This window comes from Chitinophaga sp. RCC_12, assembly GCF_041360695.1.
In the GTDB taxonomy this organism is placed as follows: Bacteria; Bacteroidota; Bacteroidia; order Chitinophagales; family Chitinophagaceae; genus Chitinophaga.
On sequence record NZ_JBFUPS010000009.1, the window covers coordinates 205378 to 220909 of the forward strand.

General features: G+C 49.9%; 7 protein-coding genes. 6 read left to right on the forward strand and 1 reads right to left on the reverse strand.

What is annotated here, in order from left to right; translation table 11 throughout:
- Positions 1–61: 61 nt before the first annotated feature.
- Positions 62–964 carry a helix-turn-helix domain-containing protein gene (locus AB6805_RS24285; protein WP_370912049.1) on the reverse strand — a complete coding sequence of 301 codons (903 nt, stop codon included), beginning with the start codon at positions 962–964 and terminating at the stop codon, positions 62–64.
- Between the two features lie 171 nt (positions 965–1135).
- On the opposite strand from AB6805_RS24285, the gene AB6805_RS24290 reads away from it, so the two are divergent.
- The 6 genes from AB6805_RS24290 to AB6805_RS24315 all read left to right on the forward strand — a co-directional run bounded on the left by AB6805_RS24290 (position 1136) and on the right by AB6805_RS24315 (position 15524).
- Positions 1136–1741, forward strand: coding sequence for a sterol desaturase family protein (locus AB6805_RS24290; protein ID WP_370912050.1), 606 nt, complete (start codon positions 1136–1138; stop codon positions 1739–1741).
- Positions 1742–1905: 164 nt separating this feature from the next.
- Positions 1906–5928: a two-component regulator propeller domain-containing protein gene (locus AB6805_RS24295; protein WP_370912164.1), complete on the forward strand. Its 4023-nt coding sequence runs from the start codon at positions 1906–1908 to the stop codon at positions 5926–5928.
- A 201-nt stretch (positions 5929–6129) separates the two neighbouring features.
- Positions 6130–9255, forward strand: a complete 3126-nt coding sequence (locus AB6805_RS24300) for a SusC/RagA family TonB-linked outer membrane protein (RefSeq protein WP_370912051.1) — start codon at positions 6130–6132, stop codon at positions 9253–9255.
- A 12-nt stretch (positions 9256–9267) separates the two neighbouring features.
- Complete coding sequence (locus tag AB6805_RS24305; RefSeq protein ID WP_370912052.1) at positions 9268–10995, forward strand: RagB/SusD family nutrient uptake outer membrane protein; 1728 nt, start codon at positions 9268–9270, stop codon at positions 10993–10995.
- 34 nt (positions 10996–11029) lie between these two features.
- Positions 11030–13825 carry a SusC/RagA family TonB-linked outer membrane protein gene (locus AB6805_RS24310; RefSeq protein ID WP_370912053.1) on the forward strand — a complete coding sequence of 932 codons (2796 nt, stop codon included), beginning with the start codon at positions 11030–11032 and terminating at the stop codon, positions 13823–13825.
- A gap of 28 nt (positions 13826–13853) precedes the next feature.
- Positions 13854–15524, forward strand: a complete 1671-nt coding sequence (locus AB6805_RS24315) for a RagB/SusD family nutrient uptake outer membrane protein (protein WP_370912054.1) — start codon at positions 13854–13856, stop codon at positions 15522–15524.
- Positions 15525–15532 lie beyond the last annotated feature (8 nt).

Genomic DNA, 15532 nt, shown 5'->3' on the forward strand with positions numbered 1-15532 from the left:
TATTTATGACACAAAGATAGCCGGCACCGTACTCCCGGAATTATGCGAATCAAACAGGTAGTTATGAAATGGAAACAGTTGCCTTCCGGAACTGGTTAGGCGTTTGACCAGCTTGTTTTTTAAAGAAGATGTTGAAGTTGGAAGCATGCTCGAAGCCCAGGCAGTAACCGATTTCCGCAATATCGCAGTTGCTGTGCAGCAGCAACGCTTTTGCTTCGGCGGTTATTTTCTCCGAAATCCACTCGGTAGTGGTTTTCCCGGTGGTTTCCTTTAACGCCCGGTTTAAGTGATTGGTATGAACAGATAAATGTTCGGCAAACTCATTGGCATTTTTTAGCCGGATCACCTGGTGGGGCGGATCAATAGGGAACTGCCTTTCCAGCAAAGCGATAAATAATTCACTGATCCGCTGGGAGGCATTGCCCGCCTGGTAATAGCTTTCAGGTGGCTGCATTTTCAGCGCTTCATGCATAATGATCTGCACATAGCTTTTCTGCAATTCCTGCCTGTTGGCATAACCGGAATTCATCTCCCGCAGCATGTTCTCAAATATCTGCCGCAAAAAATCCACTTTCTCTTTATCAGGAAAAAAGATGTGATTGCCGCCGGTTTTAAACAACGGCGACTGCGCAAGGCTCCCGTTCTTCAAATGCGCATCTATAAAGTCTTCCCGGAACAGGCAGAAATAGCCGGTTTGCACGTTGGTAGTGGGTTCCCAGGAATAAGGGATCATTGGGTTCATGAAAGAAAGACAGGCGCCTTCTATCCGGATACTTTTATCTGAATAAGATAAAATACCACCGCCCTGTATAATGAGCGAGATCTTATAAAAATCCCTCCTGTTGGAAGGCAAATTGGTAGCACTGCAGCCAAATTCCTCCAGCCGGTTTACACTGAACTGCCCGCTTGGATATTCCTTTCCATGTAATTCAAAAAAGGAGGCTACACTTTCTTTTGCTTTCATAGCGCCAAAGTTATGAAATTCAAACGTAACAATAGCCGGCTGTGCTCCTCCGGGTAAACCCCTTTTTTCAACAATTCAACCCCTTAGATCTGCAGCTCATGATAAAATAGATGGCCGTAAACCTTTGCTGTTGCATTTTTACGGCGGATGCTACGCATAAAACAGCCGCATATGAAATTTGAAAAAGTACACAACAAAGGTCAGGCGCAGATTTTCAGTAACAGGTACCTGGAGTTCCTTACAAAAACCCATCCCATCATTATCTTCGGGATGTATCTGCCCGTAATCAGCTACATGATATACTACAGCCGTATTTCATTACATTATTCCTGGTGGGAAATTGGCGCAATTTACCTGGTCGCCGTAACCGGCTGGACACTCTTTGAATACCTCGCTCACCGGTTTATCTTTCACTGGGTCAGCGAACATCCGCTGGCCAAAAAAGTCACCTATACCATGCATGGCAATCATCATGTATATCCGCGCGACCGCCAACGGCTGTTTATGCCGCCCGTGCCAAGCCTTATCATTTCTTCCTTTCTTTTTGCTGTCTTTTATTTATTGATGCACAACGCCGCCTGGGTATTTTTCCCGGGCTTCATTTCCGGGTACCTCGCCTACGGAAGCATGCATTACGCCATCCACGCCTGGGCGCCACCTTTCAAATGGCTGAAGCCCTTGTGGCGTAACCATCACCTGCACCACTATAAAAACGAGGAACTGGGTTTTGGCGTAAGCTCTACGCTGTGGGACCACGTGTTTGGTACCATGTTCTGATGCGGCATCGCCGGAAATAGGTGACCTGATTATTGTCAGGTTTACATTTAATTGCTACCTTAGTTGAAGAGGCCTATTAAACAGCATCTTCAAAGAAGAAAGCAGTGATCTATACCAATTCACGTACTCATATTCTCGGTAGCGTAATATCCCTGGTCGTGGCAATGCTGCTCATACGCAGTGAAGCGCGGGCACAGCAACAGCCTATCAGTCATCTCGGCATTGAGCGGGGACTGTCCAATAACTCCGTTACCTGCATACATAAAGACCGGTATGGTTTTATGTGGTTTGGAACTTACGATGGACTAAACCGCTTCGACGGCTATAGCTTCAAAGTAAGCCGGCAACAGCTCAAAGTGCCGAACTCCCTGATCAATAACCGCATCGTTGCCATCGCGGAAGATTCTACAGGCTATATGTGGGTAGGTACCAAACATGGCGCGAACCGGTTGAATAGTCCGACAGGCGTATTTCAGCCGGTGTATTACCGCAGCTGGACAAAAGGCGACACCCTGCCCGTTTCTTCAGAAGTATATACCATCGTCACCAACCGGAAAGGAGTGGTGCTGATGGGTACCGCCAACCATGGTTTCCTTGTTTACCCGCCAGCCGGCAACCTCGCCCGGCAAATTCCATTGACAGGCGTCAACACCATTGTCAACACCAACGTTCCCGCTATTGTGAATGATGCCCACGGCCAGTGCTGGCTCATTGTACAAAACGTAGGACTTTGCCGCTACGATGAAGATAAACAGCAGATCATATTAGTAAACGGACAACAGAAAAGAGGAAATTGCCTGATCGCCGATGCCTCCGGGCAATTATGGATGGGCACCGACGAAGGTGTTTACCTTTACAATCCAGCCACCAATAACCTTTCACGGTCGTTAGCGGCCACCCGACAGCAGGATAGTAAAGTGATCAGCTTAACGATTGACGCCAGCCGGCAGCTATGGGTCGCCACCGATGGAGATGGTATTTTTGTAATGCCCGCACAAAAAGATACTGCCTGGCAACTTCAAACCGGTAAAGATAAATCTTCCCTTACCAGCAACGCGGTATACGCAGTGTATGAAGATCGTGACCAACGCAAATGGATCGGTACCCTGCGCGGAGGCATTAATATTATTGATAAACAGAAATCCCGGTTTACTACCATCACCCCTAATCCCTTACCGGGTAATAGTCCCGCAGCGAATTTTGCTTTTTCATTTTGTGAAGATGATAATAAAGATATCTGGATAGGATCCGACGGCGGCGGGATCTCTGTATGGAACCGGAAACAAAACTCCTATGCCGCCTTTGTCCACAAAGCCAACAGCCCCGGTTCACTCAGTAATAATAATGTTACCAGTATCGTAAAAGACCAGGATAATAATATCTGGGTGGCCACCTTCGGCGGCGGCATCAACCGCTACAACAGGTCAACACATACCTTTGAAAAATACCCGTGCAGTCTTAATGGTTATGAAGATAAGTTCATCTGGAAACTCTATCTCGACAGCCAAAACAACCTATGGGCGGGCGCCTGCATGGGAGGCACCATCTACCGTCTGAACAAAACCGCCAACCGCTTCGAGTGTTTTGATCCCGGCCTTCGCGATATTATCACCATCGCGGAAGATAAAGCCGGCGACCTTTGGCTCGGCACTTTCAACAGGCTCATAAAAGCGGATACGAAAAACCGGCAGCACCAGTATTATAATATGGACTTCAACGTCCGGGCAATCTGTGAAGACAATGCCCACCATTTCTGGATAGGTACCGAAGGAGGTGGACTCGTGCAGTTTGACCGCCGTACGGGTAAAACCACTACCATCGCGGAACAGGAAGGGCTGCCCAATAACGCGGTGCTGAACATTGAAGAAGATAACAAAGGAAACCTGTGGATGAGTACCTACAACGGCATCTGCCGCTACAGCCCATCCACCGGGCAATGTAAAAACTTTTATGAGTCCGACGGATTGCAAAGCAACCAGTTCAACTACAACGCATCATTGCGCCTGTCGTCCGGAGAACTGCTTTTTGGCGGCATCAAAGGGTTTAACATTTTTGACCCCGCCACCATCGCGGAGAAAAACGATTTCCCGCCGCTGCTCATCGCAGGGCTCCGTATTTCCAATACGCCCTATGATCCGGAACATACCAAAAGCAGCCACCAGTCGCTAAGTTATCTTGATGAACTGGTGCTGCCCTATGATAAGGCCGTATTCTCCCTCGACTATGTAGCGCTGGAATACTCTTCCCCCGATAAGATTGCCTATGCATATTATATGGAGGGCTGGGATAACGACTGGAACTATGTGAACGCACAACGAACCGCCAACTATACCCGCCTGCATGAAGGCAATTACACCTTCCGTATAAAAAGCACCAACGCAGATGGCATCTGGAACCCGCAGGAACGCATCATAAAAATTAAAGTGCTGCCTCCCTGGTACCGCACCTGGCTGGCATACGTCATATATGCATTGCTCACCGGTGGCCTTTTATACGCCTATCGCTTTTACCAGCGCAGGCAGGCTCGCCTCCGGTATGAAATAGAACTGTCGCATATCCGGTCGGAAAAAGAAAAAGAAGTGCATGAGAAAAGGCTCTCGTTCTTTACCAATGTGTCGCATGAATTCCGGACCCCGCTCACGCTGATCATCAATCCCGTAAAAGAACTCCTTTACAGTGATGGCCGGCAGATCGAAAGCAAGGACCTCACCATCGTATACCGCAATGCCCGCCGCTTACTGAGCCTGGTAGACCAGCTCCTGCTGTTCAGAAAAGCCGACCAGGAAGAAGATCAGCTGAAAATTGTACCGCTGGACATGGCCGCTATCTGCCGGGAAGTATATCTCTGCTTTACTCACCAGGCCGGCATGAAGAAACTGCAGTTCGACTTCACCTGTAACGCAGAACAGGTAATGGCATATGCCGACCGCGAGAAAATAGAAGTGGCCTTGTTTAACCTGTTGTCTAACGCCTTTAAATATACGCCCGACGGCGGCAGCATCCATTTTTCGCTGTCGGATCTCCCCGAAGGTATTGTCATCCGCGTTGCAGACAGCGGTTGCGGCATCCCCGGCCAGGTAGGCAATCAACTCTTTGAACGCTTTTACCAGGTATCAGAAAAAGATACCTCCCTGAAAAATGGCTTCGGTATAGGATTATATCTCGTGAAAAAATTTGTACAGGCGCATAAAGGTACCGTGGCATATGAAAGTGAGCCGGGCAACGGTACCACCTTTACGATTACCCTGCAAAAGGGCAGGGATCACCTGCAGGGCTATACGATTTTCGAAGAAACCGCCGGGATGGAATCCCTGTTGGAAGAACTGGTGGAAGAAGATGACCTGGCACTGATGGAAGCAGAAGAAGCTGCTGCCGAAGATACCCTGGACGTGTTGTTGTCGCCCCGCCCCAGCATGCTCATTGTAGACGACAATGGCCAGATACGCGATTACATCAAAAGTATTTTCAAGGCTACCTTCAATATTTATGAAGCATCAGAAGGAGGGGAAGGCTACCAGCTGGCCAGCCGTCACCTGCCGGATATCATTATCAGCGATGTGCTGATGGAAGGACAAAGCGGTATTGAATTGTGCCGCCAGATAAAGTCGGATCCGGCGTTGGGTCATATCCCCGTGGTATTGCTTACGGCCAGTTCTTCTCCCGAAATAAAATTAAAAGGCATCGAAGGCGGGGCCGACGACTATCTCAGCAAGCCATTTGATAAAGACCTCTTCGTGGCGCGCATTACCAATATTATCCGCAGCCGCAACACCCTGCAGCAATATTTTTACAAGGAAATCACGCTGAATACCGGCAACCAGAAAATATCAGCAGAATACAAGGAGTTCCTGCACCGTTGTATTGCTGTTACCGAGAAGCATCTCGATAACCCCGACTTCAACATCAAACTGTTCGCGCTCGAAATAGGGATCAGTCACTCCACCCTTTATAAAAAGGTGAAATCCATTTCCGGCCACTCCGTAAATGAGTTTATCCGTTTCATCCGGTTGAGGAAAGCGGCAGAACTGCTCATTAATACCGGGTGCAATGTAAATGAGGCCGCCTTCCAGGTAGGATTTAATGACGTGAAGTATTTCCGGGAGCAATTTTGTAAGGTGTTCGAGATGAACCCATCTGCCTATATCCGGAAATACCGTAAAAAGTTTGATAACCAGAAGCAGGTATGAATTTCGGGAGATAGAAATGCGAATTGCTATCTCCCGGAATCAAAATCCCTTGAATATTAGCACCTTATTCCCAATTTCTCCCCCTAAATAGGCGAATCTCTCCCCCATGATTCAGGATGATTCATCCGAATTTTACCCCTGTCAACCAATGTAATGCGGGGCATACAGCCACGTCATTCTCAAAAGTCAATACCCAACGTTATGAAAAAAAGCTACTGTAGTGTGCGGTCTTTTTTACGGATAACTTATGTTGTCCTCCTGTCCCTGACCTCATTACCTCTCTTTACCTTTGCCGCCGTTAAACCGGCCGGCGTCATCATTACCGGTAAGGTAACCGATGAAAAAGGCAGCGCCCTGATAGGCACTACCATCGTGGTGGAGGGCACCCAGAAATCCACTTCGGCCGATTCGGATGGCAATTACCGCATCGATGTGCCGGAAGGCAAACGGGTGCTGGTCTTCTCCTGTATCGGGTACATTACCCGCAAAGTGTCGCTGGGCAGCGGAGCAGTTTTAAATGTAAAGATGCAGCCGGACGAAAAGAACCTCGGGGAAGTGGTGGTAGTGGGATACGGCGTGCAGAAAAAGGTAACCGTTACCGGCGCTGTGGCGTCCATCGGTACAAAAGACCTGTTACAATCCCCTGTTGCCAACGTATCCAATATGCTGGTGGGCCGCCTGCCGGGCCTTATTGCGGTACAACGCAGCGGTGAACCGGGCCAGGATGGTTCCAGCCTGAAGATCCGCGGTATCGGTACACTGGATGCCGGCTCCGGGTCGGATCCGCTTATCATGGTGGATGGAATTGAACGCTCCAACATTAACCAGATAGATCCCAACGAAATAGAAACCATCAATATCCTGAAAGATGCCTCTTCCACAGCGGTATATGGGGTGAGGGGCGCCAACGGCGTAATCCTGATCACCACCCGCCGCGGCAAAATGGGGCCTCCCAAGCTGAGCTTAACTTCCAACCTGGGCCGGCAAAGCCCTACCCAGTTGCCCAAAATGGTGAGCAGCTATGAGTATGCCACCCTGAAAAATGAAGCGCTCAAAAACGACGGAAAGGAGCCTTATTTTACAGAAGAGGACCTGGAATTGTTTAAATCCGGCAAGGACCCGGTGTTTCATCCCAGCATCGACTGGTTCGATATGATGCTGAAACCTTATTCCCTTCAATCACAGCACAACCTGAATATCAGTGGCGGTACCTCGCTGGCGAGATACTTTATTTCAGGCGGCTATTTTGAACAGAACGGGGCTTACCGCTATGCCGACTATAACCCCGAGTTCAGTGCCAACCCAAAATACAAACGGTATAACTTCCGCTCTAATTTCGATTTTGATGTAACCCCGCTGTTCACCGTAAAAGTAAACCTCGGCGGACAAGTAGAGAACCAGAACTACCCGGCCAAATCTGCCGGCGATATCTTCTTTGATGTGCTGTCGGCCAATCCTTTCAGCAGCCCCGGTATTGTGGATGGTAAGCTGGTCACGATTTCCGGCGCCGTAAATGGCAGGAACCCGTTGTTGACCATGCTGAACGCAGGCTACCAGCAATTGTTTAAAAGCAATGTGAATTCTTCCGTTATCCTGAACCACAAACTGGATTTTATAACGGCTGGATTATCGGCCCGTGGTACCATCGCTTACGATAGCTGGTACAGCCACTCTATCAGGCGCTCTAAAAACAATGTTACCTACCTCGCCGTAAAAGACCCGGCCAACGCCGGTAATATCCTCTATGTGCCGCAGGGCGAAGAAACCACCCTCGGCTTCAGCGAAGGATACGATAAACGCCGCAAAATATATGGTGAGCTGGCAGTGGATTATAACCGCAGTTTCGGATCGCATAACGTTACCGGCTTACTGCTGTATAATCAGAGTAAAGCCTATGCGCCTACGCTCACCTATAAAGTGCCCAACGCCTACCTCGGAATGGCGGCACGTGTGACCTATAACTTCAAAAGCCGCTACCTGGTGGAGTTTAATATGGGTTATAACGGCTCTGAAAACTTCCCTGAGGGCAAAAGATTTGGTTGGTTCCCTGCTTACTCCCTGGGTTGGGTGGCTTCTGATGAACCCTTCTTTCCAAAAAATAAATACCTCACCTTCCTGAAAGTACGAGGATCTTATGGAGAAGTGGGTAATGATAAACTCTCCGATATCTTCAATGGCGGCTCACGGTTCCTCTACCTTCCTTCTTCTTTCGCATACGGCGGTGGATACAATTTCGGCGAAGTAGGTTCCTCCTACCAATGGTATGGCGGTTCTTACGAAGGCAAACTCGGTAACCCGGATATCACCTGGGAAAGAGCAAAGAAGTCCAACATCGGCCTTGAAATGAAATTGCTGAATAACCGGTTGTCTTTCACCGGCGACTATTTCCAGGAAAAGCGTAATAATATCCTGGCTATGCGCGGCGCCGTGCCGGGCATTGTAGGGGTGAGCGACCTGCCGGCGTATAACCTGGGAAGGGTTAGCAACAAAGGGTTTGAACTGGATGCCGGCTACAACGACTATGTTGGCAAAGTGAACTACTGGGTAAAAGCGAACTACTCTTTTGCCCGTAATAAAATAGAATTTAAAGATGAAGCGCCGCGCTTATACGCCTATCAAAACGAAACCGGTAACCCGGTAGGTCAGTATTTTGGCCTGGTGGCAGAAGGGCTGTTCAATTCCTGGGACGAGATCAATGATACAAAAAGACCACAGTCGTCCTATGCGCCCGGCGCCAACGGCAGGGATGCCCTCCAGCCCGGCGACATCCGCTATAAAGATGTAAACGGCGATGGCGTCATCAACAACGACGACCAGATGCCCATCGGTTACTCGCAGCTCCCGCAAATCATTTATGGTTTCTCCTTCGGCGCAGCCTATAAAGGATTCGATTGCTCGGTGCTGTTCCAGGGAGCCGGCAAAGCTTCCGTATACCTGGAGCAAATGGCGGCATGGCCATTTGACACCGACTGGCGCAATGCAATGTCGGTACACATGGAGCGCTGGAACGAAGAACGGTATAAGGCTGGTGAAAACATCACGTTTCCCCGCTTGTCGCAAAGCCCTGCCGGCAACAACTATCAGCGTTCCAGCTACTGGCTGAAAGATGCCAGCTACCTGCGACTCAAGAACGTGGAAGTGGGTTACACCTTTACGGAGGGCATCCTGAAACGCGCGAAGATCGGCAGCGTACGGGTATATGCCAATGGCATGAACCTCGTTACCTGGTCGTCCCTGAAAACATACGACCCGGAAGCGCCGGATGGCCGCGGCCAGTTTTATCCGCAACAAAAGGTATACAACGTGGGGTTGAATCTGCAGTTCTAAAAAATACAAACTATGCAACAAGTAAAATACTATATCATATTAAGTCTGCTGCTGGGCGCATTCTTTTCCTGCACAAGGGATTTTCTTGAGAAGCCGCCATCAGTGGATATTACAGAAGATACTATCTTTTCAAAGATCAGGAATGCAGAAACATTTCTGTATGATGTATATGGCAACAGCATGCCTTCGGGGTTACCTACCGGCTGGAGTATTTCCAGCAGCGGCGGCATTGTAGCCGGTGTGCTGGCGGCGGCCTGTGATGAAGGCGATATTGCGGACAGCTGGCCAGGCGCCAACCGCTTTAACGAAGGGCAATGGAACGCCAACGATAACCCGGAAGATGATTTCAATACGCACTATAAAGCCATCCGCAAGGCCAATATTTTTATGGAGCGCATCGACGGCGTGCCAGATGCCTCCGCGGAATATAAAACACAACTGAAAGCGGAAGCGCGTTTCCTGCGCGCCCTGCAGTACTTTGAACTGGTGAAGCGTTATGGCGGCGTACCTATTGTAGACAGGCGTTTGCTCAACAGCGATGATCTGAAACTGCCGCGTAACAAACTGGAAGATTGTATCAATTTCATCGTGGCCGATTGTGATGCTGCTGTAACCGGTCTGCCACCTGCGCAGGAAGGTTTCCTCCGGGGCCGCATCAGCAAAGGCGCGGTGCTGTCACTGAAATCGCGCGTGCTGTTGTATGCAGCAAGCCCGTTGTTCAACAGTGCCACCCCGTATGTAGCTACTACCGACGCCACCGCTACATTGGTGGGCTATCATAACTACGACGCTGCCCGCTGGCAGAAAGCTGCAGATGCCGCCAAAGCGGTGCTCGACTGGGCGCCCACCGGCAGCTGCCGCCTGATCACCGAGTTTGGCGCGGATAAGAATTATGAGTACGTGTGGTCGCAACCGGATAATGCGGAAATCATTCTCGCGAATAAATCGAGCGGCTGGTGGGGCATTTATGGCGACTATTTCAACTTCACCATGCCCGTGAATATGTACGGAGGTTGGTATGGTATTTCTGTGCCAATGAACTTCGTGAAACTGTATGAAAAGAAAACCGGTGGCGCCCAAACCTGGCCGGAATCCGGCGATAACGCCAATGCCATGTACGCTTCGCTGGACCCCCGCTTTGCACAATCAATAGGATACAACGGCGCCAACTGGAACAGTGAAATAGGAGCCGTGCAGATGTACATCAAATCAGATGGCAAACCTGCCCTGCATGGCGGCGACCGCGGCGGCGGACAGTGGCTGCATAAGTTCCTGCCCCGCAGCGTTACCTGGTCTACCTACGGCGCTACCATCAACTGGCCCGTATTCCGCCTCGCCGAATTTTATCTCAACTATGCAGAGGCGCTGAACGAAGCGCAAGGCCCCGTTACGGAAGTGTATACCGCCATCAACACGGTACGCGCCCGCTCCGGCATGCCTGCACTTTCGGGTAAAACAAAAGAAGAAATGAGAACGGCTATACGAAATGAGCGCGCTGTGGAACTGGCATTTGAAGAGCATCGCTTCTGGGATGTACGCCGCTGGAAAATTGCCGGCGACGAAGGGGTGATGAATGGAAAGATGTATGGCCTGAGATTAAAACCTATTACGGGCAGCAGTGAATTTCATTTCGACCAGGTAGTGTTTGAACAAAGGGTGTGGAACGATAAAATGTACCTGTATCCTTTCCCCAATGTGGAAATCTACAAACAATACATGATCCAGAACCCAGGCTGGTAAACCGTGCCCGATTGTAAACTTCAATACTGAAACAATGAACTGCATATATAAAATAAAAAGAACAGCTTTGCTAACGGCAACGGGCACACTATTATCCGTTGCAGCATTGGCACAATCTGCTGCCGACTCTACCTCGGCAACAGCGGATACCTCCCGGCAGGTGCCTGTGGCATATGGAGAACAGGCGTGGTGGAAAGTAACCGGCGCCTATGGACGGGTTAACGGCAACGTGTTACGGAAATCAGCCGCCGCCACCCTGAGCAATGGCCTGTATGGCCGTATACCAGGGCTCACCGTTATGCAGGGCAGCGGTGAACCAGGTTATGATGCGCCGTCTATGACCATACGCGGCGTTAGCTCGTACAGAGGGTCAGGACTCCTTACTTTTGTAGATGGATTTGAAAGTCCTTTCGATCAGCTGGCAGCAGACGAAATAGAAAGTATCACCGTGCTGAAAGATGCCACCGCCACTGCTATGTATGGTATCCGGGGCGCCAATGGCGTATTGCTGGTGACCACCAAAAGAGGCTTCAACGGCAAACCTAAAATCTCCTTCCGCGCGCAAACCGGTTTTCAGCGCCCGCAGCGGCTGCCGGATTTTCTCGGGTCATACGACTACGCCACTCTCTACAACGAGGCATTACGGAATGAAAGCAAAACAGATAAGTACTCACCCGCAGACCTGGATGCTTACAAAAGCGGCAACGATAAATACTTTCATCCGGATGTAAACTGGTATGATGAAGTGCTGAAGAAGTCCGCGCCCATGTCGGAGTACAACCTGAACCTCACCGGCGGCAACAGCAACGCTACCTACTTTGTATCACTGAATGTACTGAAGAATACCGGCCTGTATAAGAACACAGATAAAAAAAGAGAAGAAAGCTCCAACGCCAATTTCCTGCGTTATAACTTCCGCTCCAACGTGGATATTAAAGTAACGCGGCGCTTAAGCACTTCGCTGGACCTGGCCGGAAGGGTGGAGGATCGCAGCTACCCCGGCGTTGGCGCCCCGGACATATGGAACAATATGATGCTGATACCACCTAATGCATTCCCTGTACGCAATCCCGATAACTCTTACGGCGGCACCTCGGTATACCGCGGCAACCCTGTAGGACTGGTGCTGGGCCGTGGCGTAGCTACTACACATGCCCGCAGCCTGCAGGCGACCATGCGCCTCAGCTATGTCCTGGATCAGATTACACCGGGATTAAAAGCCGGTGCAGCAGTATCTTTCAATAACTGGTTCCAGGGAAATGACGATAAAACCAAGCAGTTCGCCGTATTTCAGCTACTCAGAAACCCGGCAGGAGACACCATCTACAACAAGTTTGGTGATAACACCACTATCGTGGAAAACGATGGGGTGAACGACCAGTGGAGACGCACCAACACCCAGTATAATCTTACCTATAACCGTACGTTCGGTGATCATAGCATCGATGCGTTGTTGCTTTACCAGCAGGATGTTTATACCATATCCGGTAATAACGTTCCCTATGCACATCAGGGTACCGCCGGCAGGATAACGTATGCGTATAAACGAAAATACATCGGCGATTTTTCCTTTGGCTACAACGGTTCCGAAAATTTCCCCAAAGGCAAACGCTTTGGCTTTTTCCCTGCCATATCCGCCGGATGGATCTTGTCTGAAGAACACTTCCTGCAACAGGCAGATTGGATCAGCTTCCTGAAACTACGGGCCTCTTACGGCCAGGTGGGCAACGACCAGGTGGGCGGACGCCGGTTTCCTTACAGCCAGTATTACAACAGCGGAGGAGGATATTACTTTGGCACGGATAATCACTATGCCGGTGGTATGGATGAAGGGAGTCTCGCTAATCCCGGTATTACCTGGGAAAAAGACCGCAGGGCCAATATTGGTATAGATGCCTCGCTGCTGAATAATAAAGTTAGCCTGATGCTCGATATCTTCGACGAGAAAAGAACAGATATCCTGGCGGAAAGATATGGCGCTGTTCCCGGCTATATAGGCGTGGGACTGCCAGCCGAAAACGTAGGCAGCGTACAGAACAGGGGCTTTGAATTGCAACTGGGATACCAGAGCGAAGTAAAACGCAGCTTCAGTTATTTCGCTACTGCCTCCGCCGCCTTTGCCCGGAATAAAATATTGTATATGGCAGAAGCGCAACAGCCCTATGCCTATCTTAACCGCACCGGTCAAAGCATCGGGCAGCCTTTTGGCTTACAGGCTATCGGGTTCTTTAAAGATGAGGCAGATGTAAACAACAGCCCGCAACAGATCTTTGCACCGGTAAAACCCGGCGATATCAAATACAAAGACCAGAACGGCGACCACATCATCGATATTTATGATGAAGTAGCTATTGGTAAACCCGTATTGCCGGAGTGGACTTTCGGTTTGCACCTAGGCGTACAATACAAAGGGTTTGACCTGGATGCATTTTTCCAGGGCGTTACCAACCGCAGCATTATGTTATCCGGTCCGCTGGTATGGGCTTTTGTAAATGATGCAAAAGCAGCGCCCATTGCGATGGGCCGGTGGACGCCGGAAACTGCCGCTACCGCTACCTATCCGCGGCTTACTACTGCAGCCAATGATAACAACTACCGCTCCACAGACTTCTGGCAGCGCAACGGCAGCTTTATAAAACTGCGCAACATTGAACTGGGATACACTTTCCCGGCCTCGCTGTTGTCGCGCATCAGGATGCAGCAACTGCGGCTGTATGTGAACGCTACCAATGTGTTTTCACTGGACCATATTCATTTTGCTGATCCTGAAACACTCAGCGGATATCCTGCTATGCGTTCCATGAACGCTGGTGTACGGGTGCAATTATGATCATCATCTCAACAAAAAATTTCAAGTTATGAAATATAAGTTTTGGTTATTTCTTACAGGAGTAGTTACACTCATCACCGCATCCTGTAAGAAAGATTTCCTGGACAGGCAGATAAGCACAGAGCTGACGAAAGATGAAGTATTTTCTTCTTATGCCAGAACCCGCGATTTCCTTATTGGTACCTACGGCTTTCTGCCAGATGGCTTTAACCGGTTGGATAATGCCATGCTCGATGCCGCTACCGATGACGCAGAATTTACCTGGGAAGGCAGCGCCATTCAACGTTACAATAACGGCAGCTGGAACCCCTACATAAATCCGGATGATAACTGGAATACCACTTATACGGCTATACGCCGCACCAATCTTTACCTGGAGCAATCCGGTAATGTGGACCTCAACATGTATAAGCTGAACCCTGACGCCACCGCGCAGCAAACCTACCGCAACATGACAGCCGACCTGGAGCGCTGGCGTTATGAGAACCGCTTTTTGCGCGCCTACTTTTATTTTGAACTGGTAACCCGCTATGGCGGCGTACCGCTCATTACTAAAACACTAGCCTTGTCGGACAGCCTCAACCTGCCCCGCAATACCTATGATGAATGCGTGCAGTTTATCACGTCGGAATGTGATTCTGCTGCTGCGCACCTGGCGGTAACAGTGCCCGATAACGATCTGGGAAGGGCTACCAAAGGCGCGGCACTGGCCCTGAAAAGCCGTATGCTGCTTTATTATGCGAGCAGTCTCAATAACAAAGGACATTTACAGGAGCGATGGATAGCCGCTGCAAAGGCAGCAAAAGAGGTGATTGACCTGAATGCGTATCAGCTGGAAAATGATTACCGTGGACTGTTCCGCAGCACCACCAGCAAAGAGATCATTTTTGCACACCGCTATGCACCTGGCAATGGCTTTGAACGGGCCAACTATCCCATCGGTTACGATGGCGGCGGCAGTGGCACCACGCCCACGCAAAACCTGGTAGATGCCTATGAAATGACCGACGGCAGCACTTTTAACTGGAGTAATCCGGATCAGGCGGCGCATCCGTACGATAACCGTGATCCGCGTTTAGCCATGACCGTGATCCTTAATAACTCGCAGTGGAAAGGCCGCGCCGTGGAAGCATTTACCGGCGGCCGCGAAGGCAGGGGAGTAGACCGTGCCACCAAAACAGGTTATTACCTGAAAAAGTATGTGGATGAAAACCTTGACCTGGTACAGAATAAAACCAGCGTGCACACCTGGATCCTATTCCGCCTTGGTGAAATCTATCTCAATTATGCGGAAGCCATGAACGAGGCATACGGCCCGGATCAGGATCCGCAGGGTTTTGGCTTAACAGCCCTTGAAGCCATCAACAAGGTACGTGACCGGGCGTCCGTTAAGATGCCGCTGTTGCTGGCAGGTCAATGGAACACCGCCACCCTGCGTGATAAGGTGCGCAATGAAAGAAGGGTGGAGCTGGCCTTTGAAGAACACCGCTATTGGGACGTGCGCCGCTGGGAACTCGGCGTGGCACTGTTCAATACACCGGTGTATGGTGTAAACATCACCCGTGTGAACGCTAATACTTTTACCTATGAAAAAGCAGAAGTGGAAGGACGGGTGTTTCAACCAAAGATGTACTGGTACCCGATACCACAGGCGGAGAAAATGAAATCGTCTGCCCTCGCGCAAACACCGGGCTGGTAAATGTATTT

Bases quoted from the DNA above. Each gene is read 5' to 3' on its own strand.
- AB6805_RS24315 (WP_370912054.1), top strand. From the start codon at position 13,854: ATGAAATATAAGTTTTGGTTATTTCTTACAGGAGTAGTTACACTCATC.
- AB6805_RS24305 (WP_370912052.1), top strand. From the start codon at position 9,268: ATGCAACAAGTAAAATACTATATCATATTAAGTCTGCTGCTGGGCGCA.
- AB6805_RS24300 (WP_370912051.1), top strand. From the start codon at position 6,130: ATGAAAAAAAGCTACTGTAGTGTGCGGTCTTTTTTACGGATAACTTAT.
- AB6805_RS24310 (WP_370912053.1), top strand. From the start codon at position 11,030: ATGAACTGCATATATAAAATAAAAAGAACAGCTTTGCTAACGGCAACG.
- AB6805_RS24295 (WP_370912164.1), top strand. From the start codon at position 1,906: ATGCTGCTCATACGCAGTGAAGCGCGGGCACAGCAACAGCCTATCAGT.
- AB6805_RS24290 (WP_370912050.1), top strand. From the start codon at position 1,136: ATGAAATTTGAAAAAGTACACAACAAAGGTCAGGCGCAGATTTTCAGT.
- AB6805_RS24285 (WP_370912049.1), bottom strand. From the start codon at position 964: ATGAAAGCAAAAGAAAGTGTAGCCTCCTTTTTTGAATTACATGGAAAG.